At 63.2% G+C, this 16,337-nt stretch carries 18 protein-coding genes; 10 read left to right on the top strand and 8 right to left on the bottom strand.

Annotation, left to right across the window (positions count from 1 at the left end; genetic code table 11):
* The first annotated feature begins 3 nt into the window (after positions 1 to 3).
* Positions 4 to 1,197: a CobW family GTP-binding protein gene (locus tag G6N78_RS05885; RefSeq protein WP_165216502.1), complete on the top strand. Its 1,194-nt coding sequence runs from the start codon at positions 4 to 6 to the stop codon at positions 1,195 to 1,197.
* A 57-nt stretch (positions 1,198 to 1,254) separates the two neighbouring features.
* On the opposite strand, the gene G6N78_RS05880 is transcribed toward G6N78_RS05885, so the two are convergent.
* From G6N78_RS05880 to G6N78_RS05860, 5 genes are all read right to left on the bottom strand, one after another.
* Positions 1,255 to 1,512, bottom strand: a complete 258-nt coding sequence (locus G6N78_RS05880; RefSeq protein ID WP_165216500.1) for a sulfurtransferase TusA family protein — start codon at positions 1,510 to 1,512, stop codon at positions 1,255 to 1,257.
* Between the two features lie 14 nt (positions 1,513 to 1,526).
* Positions 1,527 to 2,861 carry a L,D-transpeptidase family protein gene (locus G6N78_RS05875; RefSeq protein ID WP_165216498.1) on the bottom strand — a complete coding sequence of 445 codons (1,335 nt, stop codon included), beginning with the start codon at positions 2,859 to 2,861 and terminating at the stop codon, positions 1,527 to 1,529.
* A gap of 170 nt (positions 2,862 to 3,031) precedes the next feature.
* The gene (locus G6N78_RS05870) at positions 3,032 to 3,985 is read right to left on the bottom strand and encodes an acetyl-CoA carboxylase carboxyltransferase subunit alpha (protein WP_165216496.1); all 954 of its coding nucleotides are present in this window, start codon (positions 3,983 to 3,985) and stop codon (positions 3,032 to 3,034) included.
* Positions 3,986 to 4,036: 51 nt separating this feature from the next.
* Positions 4,037 to 4,984 carry a site-specific tyrosine recombinase XerD gene (gene xerD / locus G6N78_RS05865; protein ID WP_206531609.1) on the bottom strand — a complete coding sequence of 316 codons (948 nt, stop codon included), beginning with the start codon at positions 4,982 to 4,984 and terminating at the stop codon, positions 4,037 to 4,039.
* Positions 4,981 to 5,142 carry a hypothetical protein gene (locus tag G6N78_RS05860; RefSeq protein WP_165216492.1) on the bottom strand — a complete coding sequence of 54 codons (162 nt, stop codon included), beginning with the start codon at positions 5,140 to 5,142 and terminating at the stop codon, positions 4,981 to 4,983. The genes xerD and G6N78_RS05860 overlap by 4 nt, the downstream gene beginning before the upstream one ends.
* A 159-nt stretch (positions 5,143 to 5,301) precedes the next feature.
* Between G6N78_RS05860 and G6N78_RS05855 the strand changes: the two genes are divergently transcribed.
* From G6N78_RS05855 to G6N78_RS05845, 3 genes are read left to right on the top strand one after another with little or no spacing between them, the layout of a single operon-like run.
* Positions 5,302 to 5,916: a shikimate kinase gene (locus tag G6N78_RS05855; protein ID WP_165216490.1), complete on the top strand. Its 615-nt coding sequence runs from the start codon at positions 5,302 to 5,304 to the stop codon at positions 5,914 to 5,916.
* A complete protein-coding gene (gene aroB / locus G6N78_RS05850) occupies positions 5,894 to 7,027 on the top strand; it encodes a 3-dehydroquinate synthase (protein ID WP_165216488.1) in 1,134 nt (377 codons plus the stop codon). The genes G6N78_RS05855 and aroB overlap by 23 nt, the downstream gene beginning before the upstream one ends.
* The gene (locus G6N78_RS05845) at positions 7,027 to 8,331 is read left to right on the top strand and encodes an HlyC/CorC family transporter (protein WP_206531608.1); all 1,305 of its coding nucleotides are present in this window, start codon (positions 7,027 to 7,029) and stop codon (positions 8,329 to 8,331) included. Before aroB ends, G6N78_RS05845 begins: the two co-directional genes overlap by 1 nt.
* 12 nt (positions 8,332 to 8,343) lie before the next feature.
* On the opposite strand, the gene G6N78_RS05840 is transcribed toward G6N78_RS05845, so the two are convergent.
* Positions 8,344 to 8,625 (bottom strand): BolA family protein, encoded by a 282-nt coding sequence (locus tag G6N78_RS05840; protein WP_165216487.1) that lies wholly within the window; start codon positions 8,623 to 8,625, stop codon positions 8,344 to 8,346.
* Positions 8,626 to 8,725: 100 nt separating this feature from the next.
* Between G6N78_RS05840 and G6N78_RS05835 the strand changes: the two genes are divergently transcribed.
* From G6N78_RS05835 to G6N78_RS05820, 4 genes are all read left to right on the top strand, one after another.
* The gene (locus G6N78_RS05835; protein ID WP_165216485.1) at positions 8,726 to 9,352 is read left to right on the top strand and encodes a J domain-containing protein; all 627 of its coding nucleotides are present in this window, start codon (positions 8,726 to 8,728) and stop codon (positions 9,350 to 9,352) included.
* A 74-nt stretch (positions 9,353 to 9,426) separates the two neighbouring features.
* Positions 9,427 to 10,419, top strand: coding sequence for a cobaltochelatase subunit CobS (gene cobS / locus G6N78_RS05830; RefSeq protein WP_165216477.1), 993 nt, complete (start codon positions 9,427 to 9,429; stop codon positions 10,417 to 10,419).
* 31 nt (positions 10,420 to 10,450) lie between these two features.
* Positions 10,451 to 12,346: a cobaltochelatase subunit CobT gene (gene cobT / locus G6N78_RS05825; protein WP_165216468.1), complete on the top strand. Its 1,896-nt coding sequence runs from the start codon at positions 10,451 to 10,453 to the stop codon at positions 12,344 to 12,346.
* A 10-nt stretch (positions 12,347 to 12,356) separates the two neighbouring features.
* Positions 12,357 to 13,355: an esterase-like activity of phytase family protein gene (locus G6N78_RS05820; RefSeq protein ID WP_165216462.1), complete on the top strand. Its 999-nt coding sequence runs from the start codon at positions 12,357 to 12,359 to the stop codon at positions 13,353 to 13,355.
* Between the two features lie 5 nt (positions 13,356 to 13,360).
* Here G6N78_RS05820 and G6N78_RS05815 read toward each other — a convergent pair whose 3' ends face one another.
* Positions 13,361 to 13,996, bottom strand: a complete 636-nt coding sequence (locus G6N78_RS05815) for a queuosine precursor transporter (RefSeq protein ID WP_165216460.1) — start codon at positions 13,994 to 13,996, stop codon at positions 13,361 to 13,363.
* A 111-nt stretch (positions 13,997 to 14,107) separates the two neighbouring features.
* Positions 14,108 to 14,398, bottom strand: a complete 291-nt coding sequence (gene rpmB, locus G6N78_RS05810; RefSeq protein WP_165221323.1) for a 50S ribosomal protein L28 — start codon at positions 14,396 to 14,398, stop codon at positions 14,108 to 14,110.
* A 235-nt stretch (positions 14,399 to 14,633) separates the two neighbouring features.
* Between rpmB and G6N78_RS05805 the strand changes: the two genes are divergently transcribed.
* Complete coding sequence (locus G6N78_RS05805) at positions 14,634 to 15,410, top strand: DUF3108 domain-containing protein (protein WP_165216458.1); 777 nt, start codon at positions 14,634 to 14,636, stop codon at positions 15,408 to 15,410.
* A gap of 35 nt (positions 15,411 to 15,445) precedes the next feature.
* Entirely contained in the window at positions 15,446 to 16,336 is an 891-nt protein-coding gene (yddG, locus tag G6N78_RS05800; protein ID WP_165216456.1) for an aromatic amino acid exporter YddG, read from the top strand.
* Position 16,337 lies beyond the last annotated feature (1 nt).

The following is a 16,337-nucleotide window of genomic DNA, read 5'->3' as shown; positions in this document are numbered from 1 at the left end:
CCCATGCCAGTACCCAGTGAGCGCATACCGGTATCCATCCTGACCGGTTTCCTGGGGGCGGGGAAATCGACCCTGCTCAACCGCATCCTCAAGGACGAGGCGGCGCAGGATACCGCCGTCATCATCAACGAGTTCGGCGAGGTCGGGATCGACAACCTGCTCGTCGAAAGCTCCGGCGATACGCTGCTCGAACTCTCCAATGGCTGCCTCTGCTGCACGGTGCGGGGCGAACTCGTCGAGACGCTCGCTTCGCTGGTCGATCAGGTGCAGACGGGGCGTCTCAAGCCGATCCGCCGGGTGGTGATCGAAACCACGGGACTTGCCGATCCGGCGCCGGTCATGCAGGCGGTGATGGGCAATCCGGTCATCGCGCAAAGCTACCAGCTGGACGGCGTCATCACCGTCGTCGATGCCGTCCATGGAGAGGCGAGCATCGAGCGGCATCCGGAGGCCTTGAAGCAGGCGGCGGTGGCCGACCGGCTGATCCTCACGAAACGGACGCTCGCCGGCGACGATGCCAAGGCCCGGCTTCTCCAACGCCTGCGCAGCCTCAATCCCCGGGCTCTCGTTCTGGATGGCGACAGTCCGGAGGCGGGACGGGCGCAGATGCTTACCAACGGCCTCTACGAGCCGGGCAGCAAGATTGCCGATGTGGTGCGCTGGCTGCACGACGAGCAGCATGCGGACGAGCATGGCCGTCATCACGACCACGCCCATGGCCACGACCACCACCATGATGACCACAACGATGCGCATCCTGGTCACGACGACCATGGCCCGCGCGGGCACCACCATCACCATCACGACGTGAACCGGCACGGCGCCGATATCCGCTCCTTCTCGATCGTGCACGAGGCGCCGATCGATCCGCTGGCGGTGGAGATGTTCATCGATCTGCTGCGCTCCGCCCATGGCGAAAAACTTCTGCGCATGAAGGCGGTGGTGAAACTGTCCGACAATCCGGAGCGTCCGCTCGTCCTGCACGGTGTCCAGACGATCTTTCATCCGCCGCAGCGCCTGCCGCGCTGGCCGGACGGCAGTGATCGCAAGACGCGCATGGTGCTGATCACGCAAGGCCTGGCGGAAGAGTTTGTGACGGACCTGTTCGCCGCCTTTACCGGCGAGCCCAGGATCGACCGGCCGGACCGGGCGGCACTCGAAGACAATCCGCTGGCGGTGCCGGGTTTTAGAGCATGATGCCGAAAAGTGTATGCGGTTTTCGGTCGACATCATGCTCTTTGATTCTAGAGCTGATCAGAACGGATCGGTGTCCGCTTTCAGCTCGTCTGCCCGGCGGATGAGAAAGCGGTGGCCGGTGTCGGTCCGCTCCGTGGAAAGAAGCGCGTGGCCTTCCTGATCGCAGAAATGCGGGATGTCGATGCCGGCGAGCGGATCGGTGGTCTCGATCTGCAGCTCAGCCCTCGGCGCGAGCTGCGCCAGCTTCTTGCGCGTCTTCAGCACAGGAAGGGGGCATTTGAGCCCCTTCAGATCGTAGTGCAGCGGCGGCGCCAAAACGGTCACCGCGTTTACCAGAACTTCCAGAACGGCTTCTTGCCTTCCGTTTCCGTCGGCTGCTGAACTGCGGCATAGGCGAGCGGATTGGGGGCGGGGACCGGCACGGAACCGGTCGTGGTGGCCTGTGCCATGTCGGGCTGCGGCCGTGCGGTCTGGCTGGCCGTCGGGGCAGCAGCGCCCGGCGCCGGTGCCGCCATGGCGGTCTGGACGGACATGGTGGAGCGGTTGCCCGGTGCCGTGCCCGGCAGGACGACACGACCTTGCTTGGCCGCGCTTGCCTGGGTGGATGCGGTCAGGATCTGGCCGGGCTTGGCGGTCTGCTTGGCAAGGCGGGCGGCCATCAGCTTTTCGAATTCTTCCGGCTCGACCAGCTTGCCGGCGGCGAGCGAGGTTCCCGTCGGCGCATAGGCGAGATCGCGGCCCTTGCGCTTTTCGGCAACGATCGCCTTGCGCTCGGCTTCGGTCGGCTCATACCAGAGCTTGCCATCCAGCTTGTCCATCGCCTTGGCATAGGCCACCTGGTACTCCTTCTCATAGGAGGCAAGGGCTGCCGTCAGGGCCGGCGGTGTGGACATCGGCGGGCAAGCGGCCGCCGCGGAGAACTGTCCGGAGCCCTGAGCCTGCTGGTTGAAGACATACTTCTTCTCGCACACATTCACTTCTGGCGGACGTTTGGTGACTTCGAAATTGTCGTAACCCGCCTTCAGCATCTTCCAGAACTCGAAGTTCTCGCTGTTGCGGTGGCGGGCCATGTTTTCGGCCGTCATGCGGAAAGGGAAGGCCTGCAGCTGCACCGAACTCTGGCCACCGCGGAAGGCATCGCGGGCGAAGGCGTAGATCTCGAGGATCTGCGCATCGGTCATGGAATAGCAGCCCGACGACGAGCAGGCGCCGTGGATCATCAGATTGGAGCCGCTTCTCCCATTCACCGCGTCATAGCGGTTCGGAAAGCCGGTGTTGATGGCGAGGTAGTATTTGGAATTCGGATTGAGATGCGCCGGCGTCAGGTTGTAGAAACCTTCCGGCGCCTGACGGTCGCCTTCCTTCACCTTGGGGCCGAGCTTGCCGGACCAGGCGCAGATGTCGTAATCGGCGATCTTGTCGAAACGGTTGTCCGCCTTCGCCTTCCAGATCTCCATCTTGCCTTCTTCCTTGAAGACACGGATCATGATCGGCGAGTTGCGCGGCATGTTCTTCTTCTGCATTTCCGCAACGATGCGGCCCGGCAGCGGCTGCTCGACCTTGTTCTTCACCTTCGAAACATCGATGGCGCCGTCAATGGTGTCGTTGCAACCGGCAAGCGCGGTGGCCATGAGAAGAGCGTAGGCGATATGTCTTAGGCGCATCGGCAAAGGATCACACAGTGGTCGACCAATGGGTGCAGTTCATCTGCTCATACCCATTCTGCCAAGAATAATAAAGTGGTAAGCTTTACATTATCTTACCGGATCGCCTGGCAGTGGTTGCACATAAATGTGATCAGAGCGCGGCAGATTGTCCCGCCGCGCCCGAATTGTCAGAGATTCCGGCCGATCTCGAGGAATTTCTGGCGGCGGGCTGCGCGCACGTCATTCGGCGACAGCTGCCCGAGTTCCGCCAGGGCCTGCTCGATGACCGAGCCTGCATTCTCGATGACCGTCTCCGGATCACGATGCGCGCCGCCGAGCGGCTCGGGAATGATGCCGTCGATGATGCCGAGCCCCTTCAGGTCTTCAGCGGTGATCTTCATGTTGGTCGCGGCTTCGCGGGCACGGGTCGAGTCCCGCCACAGGATGGAGGCCGCACCTTCCGGCGAAATGACCGAGTAGATCGCATGCTCCAGCATGTAGACCTTGTTGGCCGCGGCAATGGCAATTGCGCCGCCGGAGCCGCCTTCGCCGATGACGATCGAGATCATCGGCACGCGCAGGCCAAGGCACATTTCGGTCGATCGGGCGATCGCTTCCGCCTGGCCGCGCTCTTCGGCGCCGACCCCCGGATAGGCACCGGCGGTATCGACCAGCGAAATCACCGGCAGGCCGAAACGGTCTGCCATTTCCATTACGCGGATCGCCTTGCGATAGCCTTCGGGGCGGGGGCTGCCGAAATTGTGCTTGATGCGCGACTTGGTGTCGTTGCCCTTTTCCTGGCCGAGGATCGCCACCGGCTGACCGCGGAAACGGCCGAGGCCGGCCTGGATCGCGGCATCCTCGCCAAACGAGCGGTCGCCGGCCAGCGGCGTGAACTCGGTAAACAACTGGGCGGCGTAATCAACGAAATGCGGCCGCTGCGGATGACGCGCGACCTGCGTTTTCTGCCAGGCGGACAGTTTCGAATAGATGTCCTGCATGGCTTCGCGGACGCGAACTTCAAGCCGCTGGATCTCGTCGGACGTATCGATGCTTTCATCTTCCGTCGCAAGCTTCTTCAGCTCGTGGATCTTGCCTTCCAGGTCGGAGATTGGCTTTTCGAAGTCGAGATAAGTCTGCATGAGCTCCGTGTTCCGATCGTTCTTGCGGCCAGGCCGCCCTCCGCCCGGGCTCTAATCAGGGTTTTTGGCGCTTTTTGCAAGAGGGTGATGCGTTTCCACCACCTGCCGCAGCCGTTCCTCCAAGACATGGGTATAGATCTGCGTTGTGGAAATGTCTGAATGTCCTAGCAGTTCCTGCACAACGCGCAGATCTGCACCGTTCTGCAGAAGGTGGCTGGCAAAGGCATGGCGCAACACGTGCGGGGATATGCTGGCGGCCCGAATGCCCGCCCGGGATGCAAGATCCTTGAGGTCACGGGCAAAGACCTGGCGCGGCAGGTAGCCCTCCTTGCCCGCGGAGGGAAACAGCCACGGGCTTTCGGCAAGCCCCGCCTTTTCGGCGGCAGCACGCGCCTGTCCATAGGCGGCAAGCGCCCGGATCGCCGAACGGGAGAGCGGCACGAGCCGTTCCTTGTTGCCCTTGCCGCGGATCATCAGGAAGCGGCCCTCCTGATCGAGCACCTGGGCGGGAAGAGAGACGAGTTCGCTGACGCGCATGCCCGTGGCATAGAGCATCTCCAACAGCGCCAGCATGCGCAGGCGCTGGAGGTGTCCCGGTCCCTCCGTCTCCGCCTCGGTGGCAGCGAGCGTCAGAAGCCGGGTTACGTCGTCCTCGCTCAATATCTTCGGCAGGGAGCGCTGTTTCTTCGGGGCGTCGAGGATCGAGGTCGGGTCGTCGCCGCGCAGGTTTTCCGCATAGAGGAACTTGTAGAACTGCCGCATGGCCGAGAGCCGCCTCGCCTGCGAGGAGGCGGCAAAACCCTGTGCCGTCAGATGGGCGAGGTAGGCGGTGAGATCGCCGGGCGTCGCTGCGGTCAGCGCAACCTTTCGGCCTTTCAGAAAGAGATGCAGGTCGTCCAGATCGCGCTGGTAGGATTCCAGCGTGTTGTTGGCCGCTCCGCGCTCGGCACTCATCATCTCCAGGAAGGATTCCAGGTGAGCGCGCGACAGATCCATCACTGTTGCTCGGTCTTCGTCGGGTTCAGCCGCTCGGACGGAATGCGGATGGTCACCTCGCGCTCCTTCGGCTCCACCAGGAAGACGAGCGCGACCATGCTTCCGTAGATCAGCCCGGCAATGATGCCGACAATGAAGAGAAAACGGAAAAGGGTGGGCATGGCGGGCTCCGACGCTTGCGCAGGCTTTATGCGAGATGTGGCGGATGAGTGCAAGAACCAGCGCGTATTCTTCGTTTTGGCACGGCGTGACTTGACGCTTCCCGTGCATTTGTCGATAGGGTGCGGGACAAGACTGCGAGAGGACAGCGATCGATCACGATGCCCGATCTTGTTGAACATCTGACGGTACCGCTGACGCTGTCCGACCGCGCGCGCGCGGCGCTGGGCAAGCGCAACCTGATCTTCGTCGGCCTGATGGGCGCGGGCAAGTCGGTCATCGGCCGCCTCGTGGCGCAGCAGATGGGGCTGCCGTTCATCGATACCGATGCCGAGATCGAACGCGTCTCGCGCATGACGATCCCCGAACTGTTCGAGGCCTATGGCGAGGCGGAGTTCCGGGCGCTCGAAACGCGCGTTGTCGAACGCCTGCTGCGCTCTGGCCCGCGGGTGGTTTCGACCGGCGGCGGCGCTTTCATCAACGAACGGACGCGCGCCTGCATCAAATCCGGCGGTTTGTCGTTATGGTTGAAAGCCGATCTCGATGTGCTGTGGGAGCGGGTAAACAAACGCAACAACCGGCCGCTCTTGAAAACGGAACATCCGAAGCAGACGCTGGAAAACCTGATGAACCAGCGTTACCCCGTGTATGCGCAGGCGGATCTGACGGTGCAATCCCGCGATGTTCGCAAGGAGACCATGGCCAACGAGGTGCTCTGCGCCATTGCCGCCATGGCTGAAGGAAATGAAGTCGATGACAAGCCAAACGAGCTGTAATCCCGAACGCATCGTGCATGTACCGCTCGGCGAGCGGGCCTACGACATCCTGATCGGGCCGGATCTCATTTCCCATGCGGGTGGCGAAATCACCGCGCGGCTGAAGGGCCGTCGGGCCGCGATCGTGACGGACGAGCAGGTGGCGCCGCTTTATCTCGACGCGTTGATGGACAGCCTGCAGACGGATGGCATCGAGGCGGTGTCGCTGACGCTGCCGGCGGGCGAGAAGACGAAGAGCGTCGAGCCGCTGATGGCCGTCTGCGACATGGCGCTGACGGCGCGCATCGAGCGCAACGACTGCATCATCGCGCTGGGCGGCGGGGTGATCGGCGATCTCGCCGGTTTTGCCGCCGGCATCGTGCGCCGCGGCGTGCGCTTCGTGCAGATCCCGACCACGCTTCTGTCGCAGGTCGATTCCTCCGTCGGCGGCAAGACCGGCATCAATACCCGCCACGGCAAGAACCTGCTCGGCGTCTTCCACCAGCCGGACCTGGTGCTGTCGGATACGAGCGCCCTCGATACGTTGAGCGAGCGGGAGTTTCGCGCCGGTTACGCGGAAGTCGCGAAATACGGGCTGATCGACAAGCCGGAGTTCTTCGACTGGCTGGAGAAGAACTGGCAGGAGGTCTTTGCCGGCGGTGCCGCGCGGGCGGAGGCAATCGCGATCAGCTGCCAGGCGAAGGCCGACGTGGTCGTTGAGGACGAGCGGGAGACAGGACGCCGGGCGCTTCTGAACCTCGGCCATACGTTCGGCCATGCGCTGGAAGCGGCCGTGCAGTATGACGGCCGGCGCCTCGTGCATGGCGAAGGTGTTTCCATCGGCATGGTGCTCGCCCATCGCTTTTCGACCCGCATGAACCTCGCAAGCGCCGACGATGCAACCCGCGTCGAGGCGCATCTGAAGGCTGTCGGCCTGCCGACGCAGATTTCGGACATTCCGGGCGAATTGCCGCCGACCGAGGTGCTGCTGGATGCGATTGCCCAGGACAAGAAGGTCAAGAGCGGACGGCTGACCTTCATCTTGACGCGCGGCATCGGGCAGTCCTTCATTGCCGATGACGTGCCGATCTCCGAAGTCCAATCCTTCCTCGAGGAAACACGAAACGGCTGATGTTGGAAACGCTGCTCGCCACTCTGTCTGAATATTGGCTGACGATCATCTCGATCATCGGCCTGATCATGGCTTCGGGTTTCTTCTCGGGCTCCGAAACGGCCCTGACCGCCGCCTCGCGGGCCCGGATGCATACGCTGGAGAGCAATGGCGATGAAAGGGCGGGCCTGGTCAGCCGGCTGATCGAACGGCGTGACCGGTTGATCGGCGCGCTCCTGATCGGCAACAACCTCGTCAACATCCTCGCCTCGTCGCTGACGACAAGCCTCTTCCTCGGCCTGTTCGGGCAGACGGGCGTGGCGGTGGCGACCATCGTCATGACCGTGCTGCTGGTCGTCTTCTCCGAAGTGCTGCCGAAAAGCTGGGCGATTTCCTCGCCGGACCGGTTTGCCATGTTCGTAGCGCCGGCGGTGCGCATCTTCGTGGGCATTGCCGGGCCGCTGTCGAGCGGTGTCAACGCCATCGTCCGCTTCCTGCTGTCACTCTTCGGCGTCAATCTGTCGAGCGAGACGTCGATGCTGACGGCGCATGAGGAATTGCGCGGCGCGCTCGACCTCCTGCACCGGGAAGGCTCCTTCATCAAGGCCGACCGCGACCGCCTGGGCGGTCTGCTCGATCTTGAGGAACTGGAAGTCTCCGACGTGATGAAACATCGCACCGTGATGCGGGCGATCAACGCGGATGATCCGCCGGAAGTGGTGGTGCGCACGGTGCTGGAAAGCCCCTTCACGCGCATGCCGCTGTGGCGCACCACAACGGAAAACATCATCGGCGTCGTGCATGCCAAGGACCTCCTGCGCGCGCTCGCCGAGCCGGACATGGAGCCGAGGGATCTCGATGTCGTCAAGATCGCCCAGAAACCCTGGTTCGTGCCGGATACGACAAGCCTCAAGGATCAGCTGAACGCCTTCCTGCGCCGCAAGGTGCACTTCGCCGTGGTGGTCGACGAGTATGGCGAGGTGCAGGGCATCGTGACGCTGGAAGACATCCTGGAAGAGATCGTCGGCGATATTGCCGATGAACACGATCTCGAGATCCAGGGCGTGCGTCAGGAAGCGGACGGTTCGATCGTCGTGGATGGCGCGGTGCCGATCCGCGACCTCAACCGCGCGCTCGACTGGAACCTGCCGGACGAGGAGGCAACCACGATTGCCGGCCTCGTCATCCACGAATCGAAGCTCATCCCGCAGGAGCGGCAAAGCTTCACCTTCCACGGCAAACGCTTCACGGTGATGAAGCGGGAGAAGAACCGCATCACGCGGCTGCGCATCCGTCCGGCGGAAGAAATCCCGCTGCAGAACTGAGGAACGTTCGCGTTACCAGCGCGTCGGTTCGCCGGGGGCTGCCGCTTCTATGGCGAGCGCGTGAAGGCCGGCATCGAGCTCCGGCTTCAGCAACTCGTTGATCAGCCGGTGGCGTTGCAGCCGGCCAAGGCCTTCCAGTTTTTCCGAGACGATGCGCACCCGCATGTGGGTTTCGCCAGTTCCTGTCATGTCCGGCTGGTGGCCGGCATGGTGATGGCTCTCGTCGATCACCTCCAGCCGCACCGGTGCGAGATGCTTGAGAAGGGTCGATTCGATGCGTGAACGGACGGACATGAGGCTCTTTCCGGATCGTCGGAGGGGGTCCCAGAAAGCAGCAACAAACCACTTTGTCAATTCTTGTCCTGCCCTTGGCGGCACCCCATAATGGGCTCACATGAAACTGGATTCCAAATACTTCGATCGCATCCGGACGCGCCGGAAACGGGAGCAGGAATCGGTGCCGCAGGCGCCGACCTGCCAGTGGGACGGGTGCGACAAGCCGGGCGCGCATCGCGCTCCCGTGGGTCGCAACGCCGAAGGCCAGTTCTTCCTGTTCTGCTTCGAGCACGTCAAGGAATACAACAAGGGCTACAACTACTTCTCCGGCCTCTCGGACAACGAGATCGCGCGTTACCAGAAGGAGGCGATCACCGGCCATCGCCCCACCTGGACGGTCGGCGTCAACAAGGCGGCGAAGGATGCGCCCATCCATGCGACGATGCGCTCCGGCTCCGCCCAGAGCTACCAGCGGGTCAAGGATCCGTTCGGTTTCGTGCGCGAGGGGCACATGGGCGGCCGCACGGCGCAGCCGGCGGTGCGAAAATTAAAGACGCTGGAGGCCAAGGCCTTCGACACAATGGGCTTGACGGCGGGCGCAACCGCGCCAGAAATCAAGAGCCGCTACAAGGAACTGGTGAAGAAGCACCATCCGGACGCGAATGGCGGCGATCGCGGCTCGGAGGAACGTTTTCGGGCTGTCGTGCAAGCCTACCAATTGTTAAAGCAGTCCGGTTTCTGCTAAGCCGTTCTGGTGCAAGGCAACATGGCAGCGAATGATTGCGGCCGGACCGTTTCCCGGTGCGGCGTGGAGTGGTGATGAGCAAAATCGATCTTGATATTTCCAACCTCCCGGACACGACGGTCTCGGTCCGGGACGTCTTCGGCATTGATACGGATCTTCGGGTTCCGGCCTACAGCAATGGCGACCCTTACGTTCCGGACCTCGACCCCGACTATCTGTTTGATCGCGACACGACGCTCGCGATCCTGGCGGGCTTCGCGCACAACCGCCGCGTGATGGTCTCCGGCTTCCACGGCACGGGCAAATCGACGCATATCGAGCAGGTGGCGGCGCGCCTCAACTGGCCGTGCGTGCGCATCAACCTCGACAGCCATGTCAGCCGTATCGATCTCGTCGGCAAGGACGCGATCGTGCTCAAGGATGGCAAGCAGGTCACCGAATTCAAGGACGGCATCCTGCCCTGGGCCTACCAGCACAATGTCGCGCTCGTTTTCGACGAATACGATGCCGGTCGTCCGGACGTGATGTTCGTCATCCAGCGCGTGCTGGAAAGCTCTGGTCGCCTGACGCTGCTCGACCAGAGCCGTGTCATCCGTCCTCACCCGGCCTTCCGTATTTTCGCGACCGCGAACACCGTCGGCCTCGGCGATACGACCGGCCTCTATCACGGCACGCAGCAGATCAACCAGGCACAGATGGACCGCTGGTCGATCGTGACGACGCTGAACTACCTGCCGCACGAGAAGGAAGTCGATATCGTCGCCGCCAAGGTGAAGAGCTTTGGCGCCACCGCGCAGGGCCGCGAAACCGTGTCCAAGATGGTGCGCGTTGCCGACATGACGCGGTCGGCCTTCATCAACGGCGATCTCTCGACCGTGATGAGCCCGCGTACCGTCATCACCTGGGCGGAAAATGCCGAAATCTTCGGCGACGTGGCCTTCGCCTTCCGCATCACCTTCCTCAACAAGTGCGATGAGTTGGAGCGGACGCTGGTGGCCGAGCAGTATCAGCGGGCCTTTGGCGTGGAACTGAAGGAAAGCGCTGCGAACATCGTTCTCGGAGCGTGACTGAGCAGGAACGGCAGACAAGGTAAAGATAATGGCAGGCCGCGGCGATAATTCGAAGGCAAAGACAGGCGGACCGGTGGATACCGAGCCGTTGCGCCGGGCCATCACCGGCTGCGTGCGTTCGATTGCCGGCAACGGCGAGGTGGAAGTTTCCTTCGCCAACGAGCGGCCGGGCATGGCGGGTGATCGCATCCGCCTGCCGGAGATCTCCAAGCGTCCGACGGCGCACGAGCTTGCGGTGACCCGCGGGCTCGGCGATTCCATGGCGCTTCGGCTTGCCTGCCACGATACCAATGTCCATGCGACCATGTCGCCGCAGGGCACCGATGCGCGCACCGTGTTCGATGCCGTCGAGCAGGCGCGTGTCGAATCGCTTGGCGCACTGCGCATGGCGGGCGTCGCCTCCAACCTCAACAGCATGAATGCCGAGAAGTATTCGAAGGCCAACTTCACCGGCGTTGACCGCCAGGAAGATGCGCCGATCGGCGAGGCCATGGCCATGCTGGTGCGCGAAAAGCTGACCGGCACCAGGCCGCCGGCGAGCGCCGGCAAGGTTCTCGACCTCTGGCGCCCCTTCTTCGAGGAGAAGGTGGGCAAGGATCTCGACAGCCTGAGAGGCGTCGTCGATGACCAGCAGGCCTTCGGCAAGCTCGTTCGCCACATGCTCTCCTCCATGCAGATGGCGGAGGATTACGGCGACGAGGAAAACCAGCCGGAGGACATGGAGAACGAGAACGACGAGGAGCAGCCGCGCAGCAACGAGACCGAGAACGAAGAGGTCGAGGAAGATGCGGGCTCCGATGCGGCTCCAGCTGAAGAAAGCCAGGCTGCGGAAGAGCAGCTCGACGACGGCGAGATGGACGGCGCGGAAATCTCCGACGACGACATGTCGGACGAGGATGACGACCAGTCCGAAACGCCCGGCGAGACCAAGCGCCCGAACCTGCCCTTCGACGATTTCAACGAGAAGGTCGATTATCACATCTTCACGGAAGCCTTCGACGAGGAGGTCACCGCCGAGGAACTCTGCGACGAGGCGGAACTGGAACGCCTGCGCGCCTTTCTCGACAAGCAGCTCTCGCATCTCCAGGGCGCCGTCGGGCGTCTGGCAAACCGCCTGCAGCGCCGCCTGATGGCGCAGCAGAACCGCTCCTGGGATTTCGACCTGGAAGAAGGCTATCTCGATCCCGCCCGCCTGGTGCGCCTGGTGATCGACCCGATGCAGCCGCTCTCCTTCAAGCGCGAACGCGACACGCAGTTCCGCGATACGGTCGTCTCTCTCGTCATCGACAATTCCGGCTCGATGCGCGGACGCCCGATCACGGTGGCGGCCACCTGCGCCGATATTCTTGCTCGCACGCTGGAGCGTTGCGGCGTCAAGGTGGAAATCCTCGGCTTCACCACCAAGGCCTGGAAGGGCGGCCAGAGCCGCGAACAGTGGCTGGCGAACGGCAAGCCGCCGACGCCCGGCCGCCTCAACGACCTGCGCCACATCGTCTACAAGGCGGCGGATGCGCCCTGGCGTCGTTCGCGTCGCAATCTCGGCCTGATGATGCGCGAGGGCCTGCTGAAGGAAAACATCGACGGCGAAGCGCTGATGTGGGCGCATAACCGCCTGATCGGCCGCCGCGAGCAGCGCAAGATCCTGATGATGATCTCCGATGGTGCGCCGGTCGATGATTCCACGCTCTCGGTCAATCCGGGCAACTATCTCGAGCGCCACCTGCGCGCCGTCATCGACCAGATCGAGAACCGCTCGCCCGTCGAGCTTCTTGCCATCGGCATTGGCCACGACGTCACCCGTTATTACCGCCGCGCCGTCACCATCGTCGATGCGGACGAGCTGGCGGGTGCGATGACCGAGCAGCTCGCCTCGCTCTTCGACGAAAAGGCCGGAGCCCGTGGCCGTCTGCGGCGTGCGGGCTGACCGGCGCGGGATGGCGACGAGACATCTTTTTGCAGCGCTGCTTCTGGCGACGACGATCTGCGGCGGCCCGCTTGTCCTAGCAGCGTCGCTTGACGCGCCGGTTCAGGCGAAGCCAATCGCCACCTTCAAGTCCGGCTCGAATGATACCCGCTTCGGCGCTTTCGAATTCCTGGGCGGTATCGAATTCACCTCTAGCCAGGATCTGCTGGGTTCCATCTCCAGCTTTCGCTTCCGCCCAGACGGAGAGCATTTCGTCGCCGTGCTGGATACCGGCCACTGGCTGACCGGTGCGATCACCCGCAATGGCGAAGGCAGGCTCTCCGGTCTTTCGGATGTCGTCATCTCACCCATGCTGGACGCCCGTGGCGCAGAACCGCGCTACAAAGGCGATATGGATGCGGAAGGGGTGGCGCTGCGTGAGGGCGAGGTGCTGGTGAGCTATGAGCGCACGCACCGCGTCGATGCCTATCCTGATCCGGGTTTTGAGACCGCGAAACCGAAGGCCAGCCTGCCGATCCTGATTCCGCTGCGCGAGTTGCGCGGCAATGGCAGCCTGGAGACGGTGGCGGTGGCGCCCTCGGGCAGCCCGCTGAAGGGGGCCGCGCTGACGATTGCCGAACGGAGCGTGGACCGCGACGGCAACCTGTTCGCGGCCATTCTGGAAGGGCCGCTGAAGGGCCAGTTCAAGGTGAAACGCAACGAGCCCTGGGACGTGACCGATGGCGCCTTCCTGCCGTCCGGCGATCTCCTGCTGCTGGAGCGCCGCTTCAGCTTCATCGGCGGGGTGGGCATGCGCATCCGCCGCATTGCCGGCGAAACTCTCCGGCCAGGCGCGCTGATCGATGGGCCGGTGCTGCTGGAGGCCGATATTGGCTTCCAGATCGACAATATGGAAGGGATCGACGTGATAACGGGCGCCGATGGGCGCCCGCATATCCTGCTTGTCTCGGATGACAATCACTCGATCCTGCAGCGGAACGTGATGCTGGAATTCCGCCTGGTGGAGTGATCCGCTCAGGCGGCCTTCGCCGGCGGCATCGGCTTGATGACGCTCATCAGCGCGCCATAGGGCAGAAGCATCAAGAGGCCGACCAGGAGCTTCACGACGAAATCGCCGATCGCCCAGGAAATCCAGCGCGGCGCTTCCAGCGCAAACACGCCGAGGATCGGCGCCTGGCTAATGGCAAAATCGTCATTGGCGCCGAGGAAGGCAAAGGCCGGCGCAAAGGACAGCGAAAAGAACAGCACCGTATCGAGCATCGAGCCGAACAGCGAACCGGCAAGCGGCGCCTGCCACCAGGTCTGGCGGCGCAGGCGGTTGAAGACGGAGATGTCGAGAAGCTGGCCCACCAGATAGGCCGTGCCGGAGGCCATCGCGATGCGCGGCATCGAGGTGTAGTAGGAGATCGCCACGCCAACGACGAAACCCGCCAGCACCACGCGGCGGGCAATCTGCGGCCCGAACTGGCGGTTGGTGAGGTCGGTCACCAGGAAGGCGGCCGGATAGATGAAGGCGCCCCAGGTCAAGAGATCGCTCAGCTGGATGCCGAAGAGGCTGCCGAGGACGGGGAACTGGACGAGGAAATTCGAGGCGACGACGACGAGCGTCATCAGGAGAACGTAAAGGGAAGTCGCGCGCAGATACTGCATTTTTTTACCCTGGGTGATGCCACCAGCTGGAGAAAATTCGGCAACAGAAAAGGCTTGAACGGAAGACCGTCAAGCCCTGTCTGAAACCAGTGATCGGTCAGAAGGCGCTGATTACGCGGCTTCTGTGGTCTTCTTGGCGATCTGGCGACGCAGCAGACGCGCGCGCATCGACAGTTCGTTTTCGCTTGCCTTCAGCAGGAACGCATCAAGGCCACCGCGATGCTCAACCGAGCGCAGGGCATGAGCAGACACGCGAAGACGGAAACGCTGGCCGAGCGCGTCGGAGATCAGCGTGACGTCGCACAGGTTCGGAAGGAACCGGCGCTTGGTCTTGTTGTTGGCGTGAGAGACGTTGTTGCCCGACTGGACGCCCTTGCCGGTCAATTCGCACTTACGGGACATGGGTACACCTTTGTTCTTCTTTGCAATTGAACGGGGATTCGGGCAAAGCCCGCCCAGCCGATCCAACTGGTCCTGTATGGAAAGTTGCGGTTCTATAGTCAGTGGGGCCGCGTCCGTCAAGTCGAACCTGCATCCGACGGCCGAATTCCACCGCATGCTCCGGCGCAATCGCTATTTTGTTGCCATAGTTGCCGATCTATAACAAGCACACCCAACCCGCTTTCAGGAAACGCCCATGCTCCAGCGGAGCCGCTCCCTTGTTCTTCTCGCGGTGGCCGCGACCGGCCTGTCCGCCACGCCGGCGGTAACGGCCGGCACCCGCCATGTCAGCGAATACAACGTGTCGCTCGGCCTTTTGCCGATCGCCAGGGCCTCGTTTGCCAGCGAGTTCGACGGGCGCTCCTACACGATCTCAGGAGCTTTCCGTTCGTCCGGCCTCGTCAACCTCTTCACGCGGATTTCCGCCGATACCAGCGTCAAGGGCACGATCCGTGGCCGGCGGCTGCAGGCGGACGCCTATTCGCTGGTTTATACGCAGGGCAAGAAAACGCGGGTCTACGACATCGCCTACCGGAACGGCGATGTGGTCTCCTCGACCATCAAGCCGGAGCCCGGCTCGCGCCCGCCGACCTGGGTGCCGGTGTCGGATGGCGATCTGCAATCGGTGCTCGATCCACTTTCCGGCATGGTGTTTCCGGAGGGTGCGCAGATCTGCCCGAGCCGCCTGCCGATCTACGACGGCGAATCCCGCATGGATCTGGTCCTGACACCGAAGGGCAAGAAGACCATCTCCACCGATGGCTACAAGGGTGACGTGACCATCTGCGAAGTCCGCTACATGCCGAAATCGGGCTATCGCAAGGGCCGCAGCGATATCGAGTTCCTCAAACAGGCGCGCATGGAAGTCTGGTTTGCCAAGGCAGACGGCGTCAATGTATATGCTCCGGTCTATGCCCGCATTCCGACCAAGGTCGGGGACGTCTATGTGACGGCGGTGAAATACGGCGGGTAAGAGGGGCGCGCACGGCTGCCCCGAAGGGGGCGAGTGTGAAGATCAAGGGAACGCTGATCGGCTTTACGGCCATCCTGATGTGGTCGCTGCTGGCGCTGATGACGGCAGCCTCCGGCACCATGCCGCCCTTCCAGTTGTCGGCGATCACCTTTGCGATCGGCAGCCTTCCTGGAATCGTGCTTCTCGCCCTGCGGCCGGAGCGGTTGAAGCTATTGCGCCAGCCGGGCAAGGTCTGGCTCACCGGCATTGGCGGGCTGTTCGGCTATCATTTTCTGTATTTCACGGCGCTGCGCAACGCGCCGGCGGTGGAGGCCGGGCTGATCGCCTATCTCTGGCCGCTGTTCATCGTCGTCGGTTCGGCGCTTCTGCCGGGCGAGCGGCTGCGCTGGTATCATCTGGCCGGCGCGTTGTCCGGTTTGGCGGGCACGGTCGCCATCGTCTCGCGTGCCGGCATTTCGTTCGAGGGCACCTATCTCGTCGGCTATGGCGCGGCCTTCCTCTGCGCCTTCACCTGGTCCGGCTATTCGCTGCTGACGCGGCGCTTCGAAGCGGTCTCGACCGATGTCGTCACCGGCTTCTGCCTCGCCACCTCGCTCCTGTCGCTCCTCTGCCACCTGGCGCTGGAAACCACCGTCTGGCCGGTGCATGGCAGCGAGTGGCTGGCGATCGTCGGTCTCGGCCTGCTGCCGGTGGGGGCGGCCTTCTATGCCTGGGATTACGGGGTGAAGACGGGTGACATCCAGATCCTTGGTGCGGCGAGCTATGCGGCGCCGCTTCTCTCGACGCTGATCCTCGTCCTCTTCGGGTTTGCTGAACCGAGCTTCAGGATCGCGCTCGCCTGCCTGCTGATCACCGGCGGCGCGGTGCTGGCGGCCAGGGACATGATCTTCGGCCGGCGCAAGAGGGAACCCGCGCCGGCGGAATAAT

The sequence above is a fragment of the Allorhizobium pseudoryzae genome (assembly GCF_011046245.1).
Lineage (GTDB): Bacteria > Pseudomonadota > Alphaproteobacteria > Rhizobiales > Rhizobiaceae > Neorhizobium > Neorhizobium pseudoryzae.
Note: the sequence above shows the minus strand (reverse complement) of the source record. Positions and strands in the feature narration are given on the sequence as shown.

Coding starts and splice junctions, on each gene's coding strand:
- cobS (WP_165216477.1), top strand. CDS start 9,427: ATGAGCAAAATCGATCTTGATATTTCCAACCTCCCGGACACGACGGTC.
- G6N78_RS05860 (WP_165216492.1), bottom strand. CDS start 5,142: ATGCCCACCCTTTTCCGTTTTCTCTTCATTGTCGGCATCATTGCCGGG.
- cobT (WP_165216468.1), top strand. CDS start 10,451: ATGGCAGGCCGCGGCGATAATTCGAAGGCAAAGACAGGCGGACCGGTG.
- G6N78_RS05845 (WP_206531608.1), top strand. CDS start 7,027: ATGTTGGAAACGCTGCTCGCCACTCTGTCTGAATATTGGCTGACGATC.
- G6N78_RS05885 (WP_165216502.1), top strand. CDS start 4: ATGCCAGTACCCAGTGAGCGCATACCGGTATCCATCCTGACCGGTTTC.
- G6N78_RS05840 (WP_165216487.1), bottom strand. CDS start 8,625: ATGTCCGTCCGTTCACGCATCGAATCGACCCTTCTCAAGCATCTCGCA.
- G6N78_RS05870 (WP_165216496.1), bottom strand. CDS start 3,985: ATGCAGACTTATCTCGACTTCGAAAAGCCAATCTCCGACCTGGAAGGC.
- G6N78_RS05820 (WP_165216462.1), top strand. CDS start 12,357: ATGGCGACGAGACATCTTTTTGCAGCGCTGCTTCTGGCGACGACGATC.
- G6N78_RS05855 (WP_165216490.1), top strand. CDS start 5,302: ATGCCCGATCTTGTTGAACATCTGACGGTACCGCTGACGCTGTCCGAC.
- G6N78_RS05835 (WP_165216485.1), top strand. CDS start 8,726: ATGAAACTGGATTCCAAATACTTCGATCGCATCCGGACGCGCCGGAAA.
- aroB (WP_165216488.1), top strand. CDS start 5,894: ATGACAAGCCAAACGAGCTGTAATCCCGAACGCATCGTGCATGTACCG.
- G6N78_RS05815 (WP_165216460.1), bottom strand. CDS start 13,996: ATGCAGTATCTGCGCGCGACTTCCCTTTACGTTCTCCTGATGACGCTC.
- rpmB (WP_165221323.1), bottom strand. CDS start 14,398: ATGTCCCGTAAGTGCGAATTGACCGGCAAGGGCGTCCAGTCGGGCAAC.
- G6N78_RS05875 (WP_165216498.1), bottom strand. CDS start 2,861: ATGCGCCTAAGACATATCGCCTACGCTCTTCTCATGGCCACCGCGCTT.
- G6N78_RS05805 (WP_165216458.1), top strand. CDS start 14,634: ATGCTCCAGCGGAGCCGCTCCCTTGTTCTTCTCGCGGTGGCCGCGACC.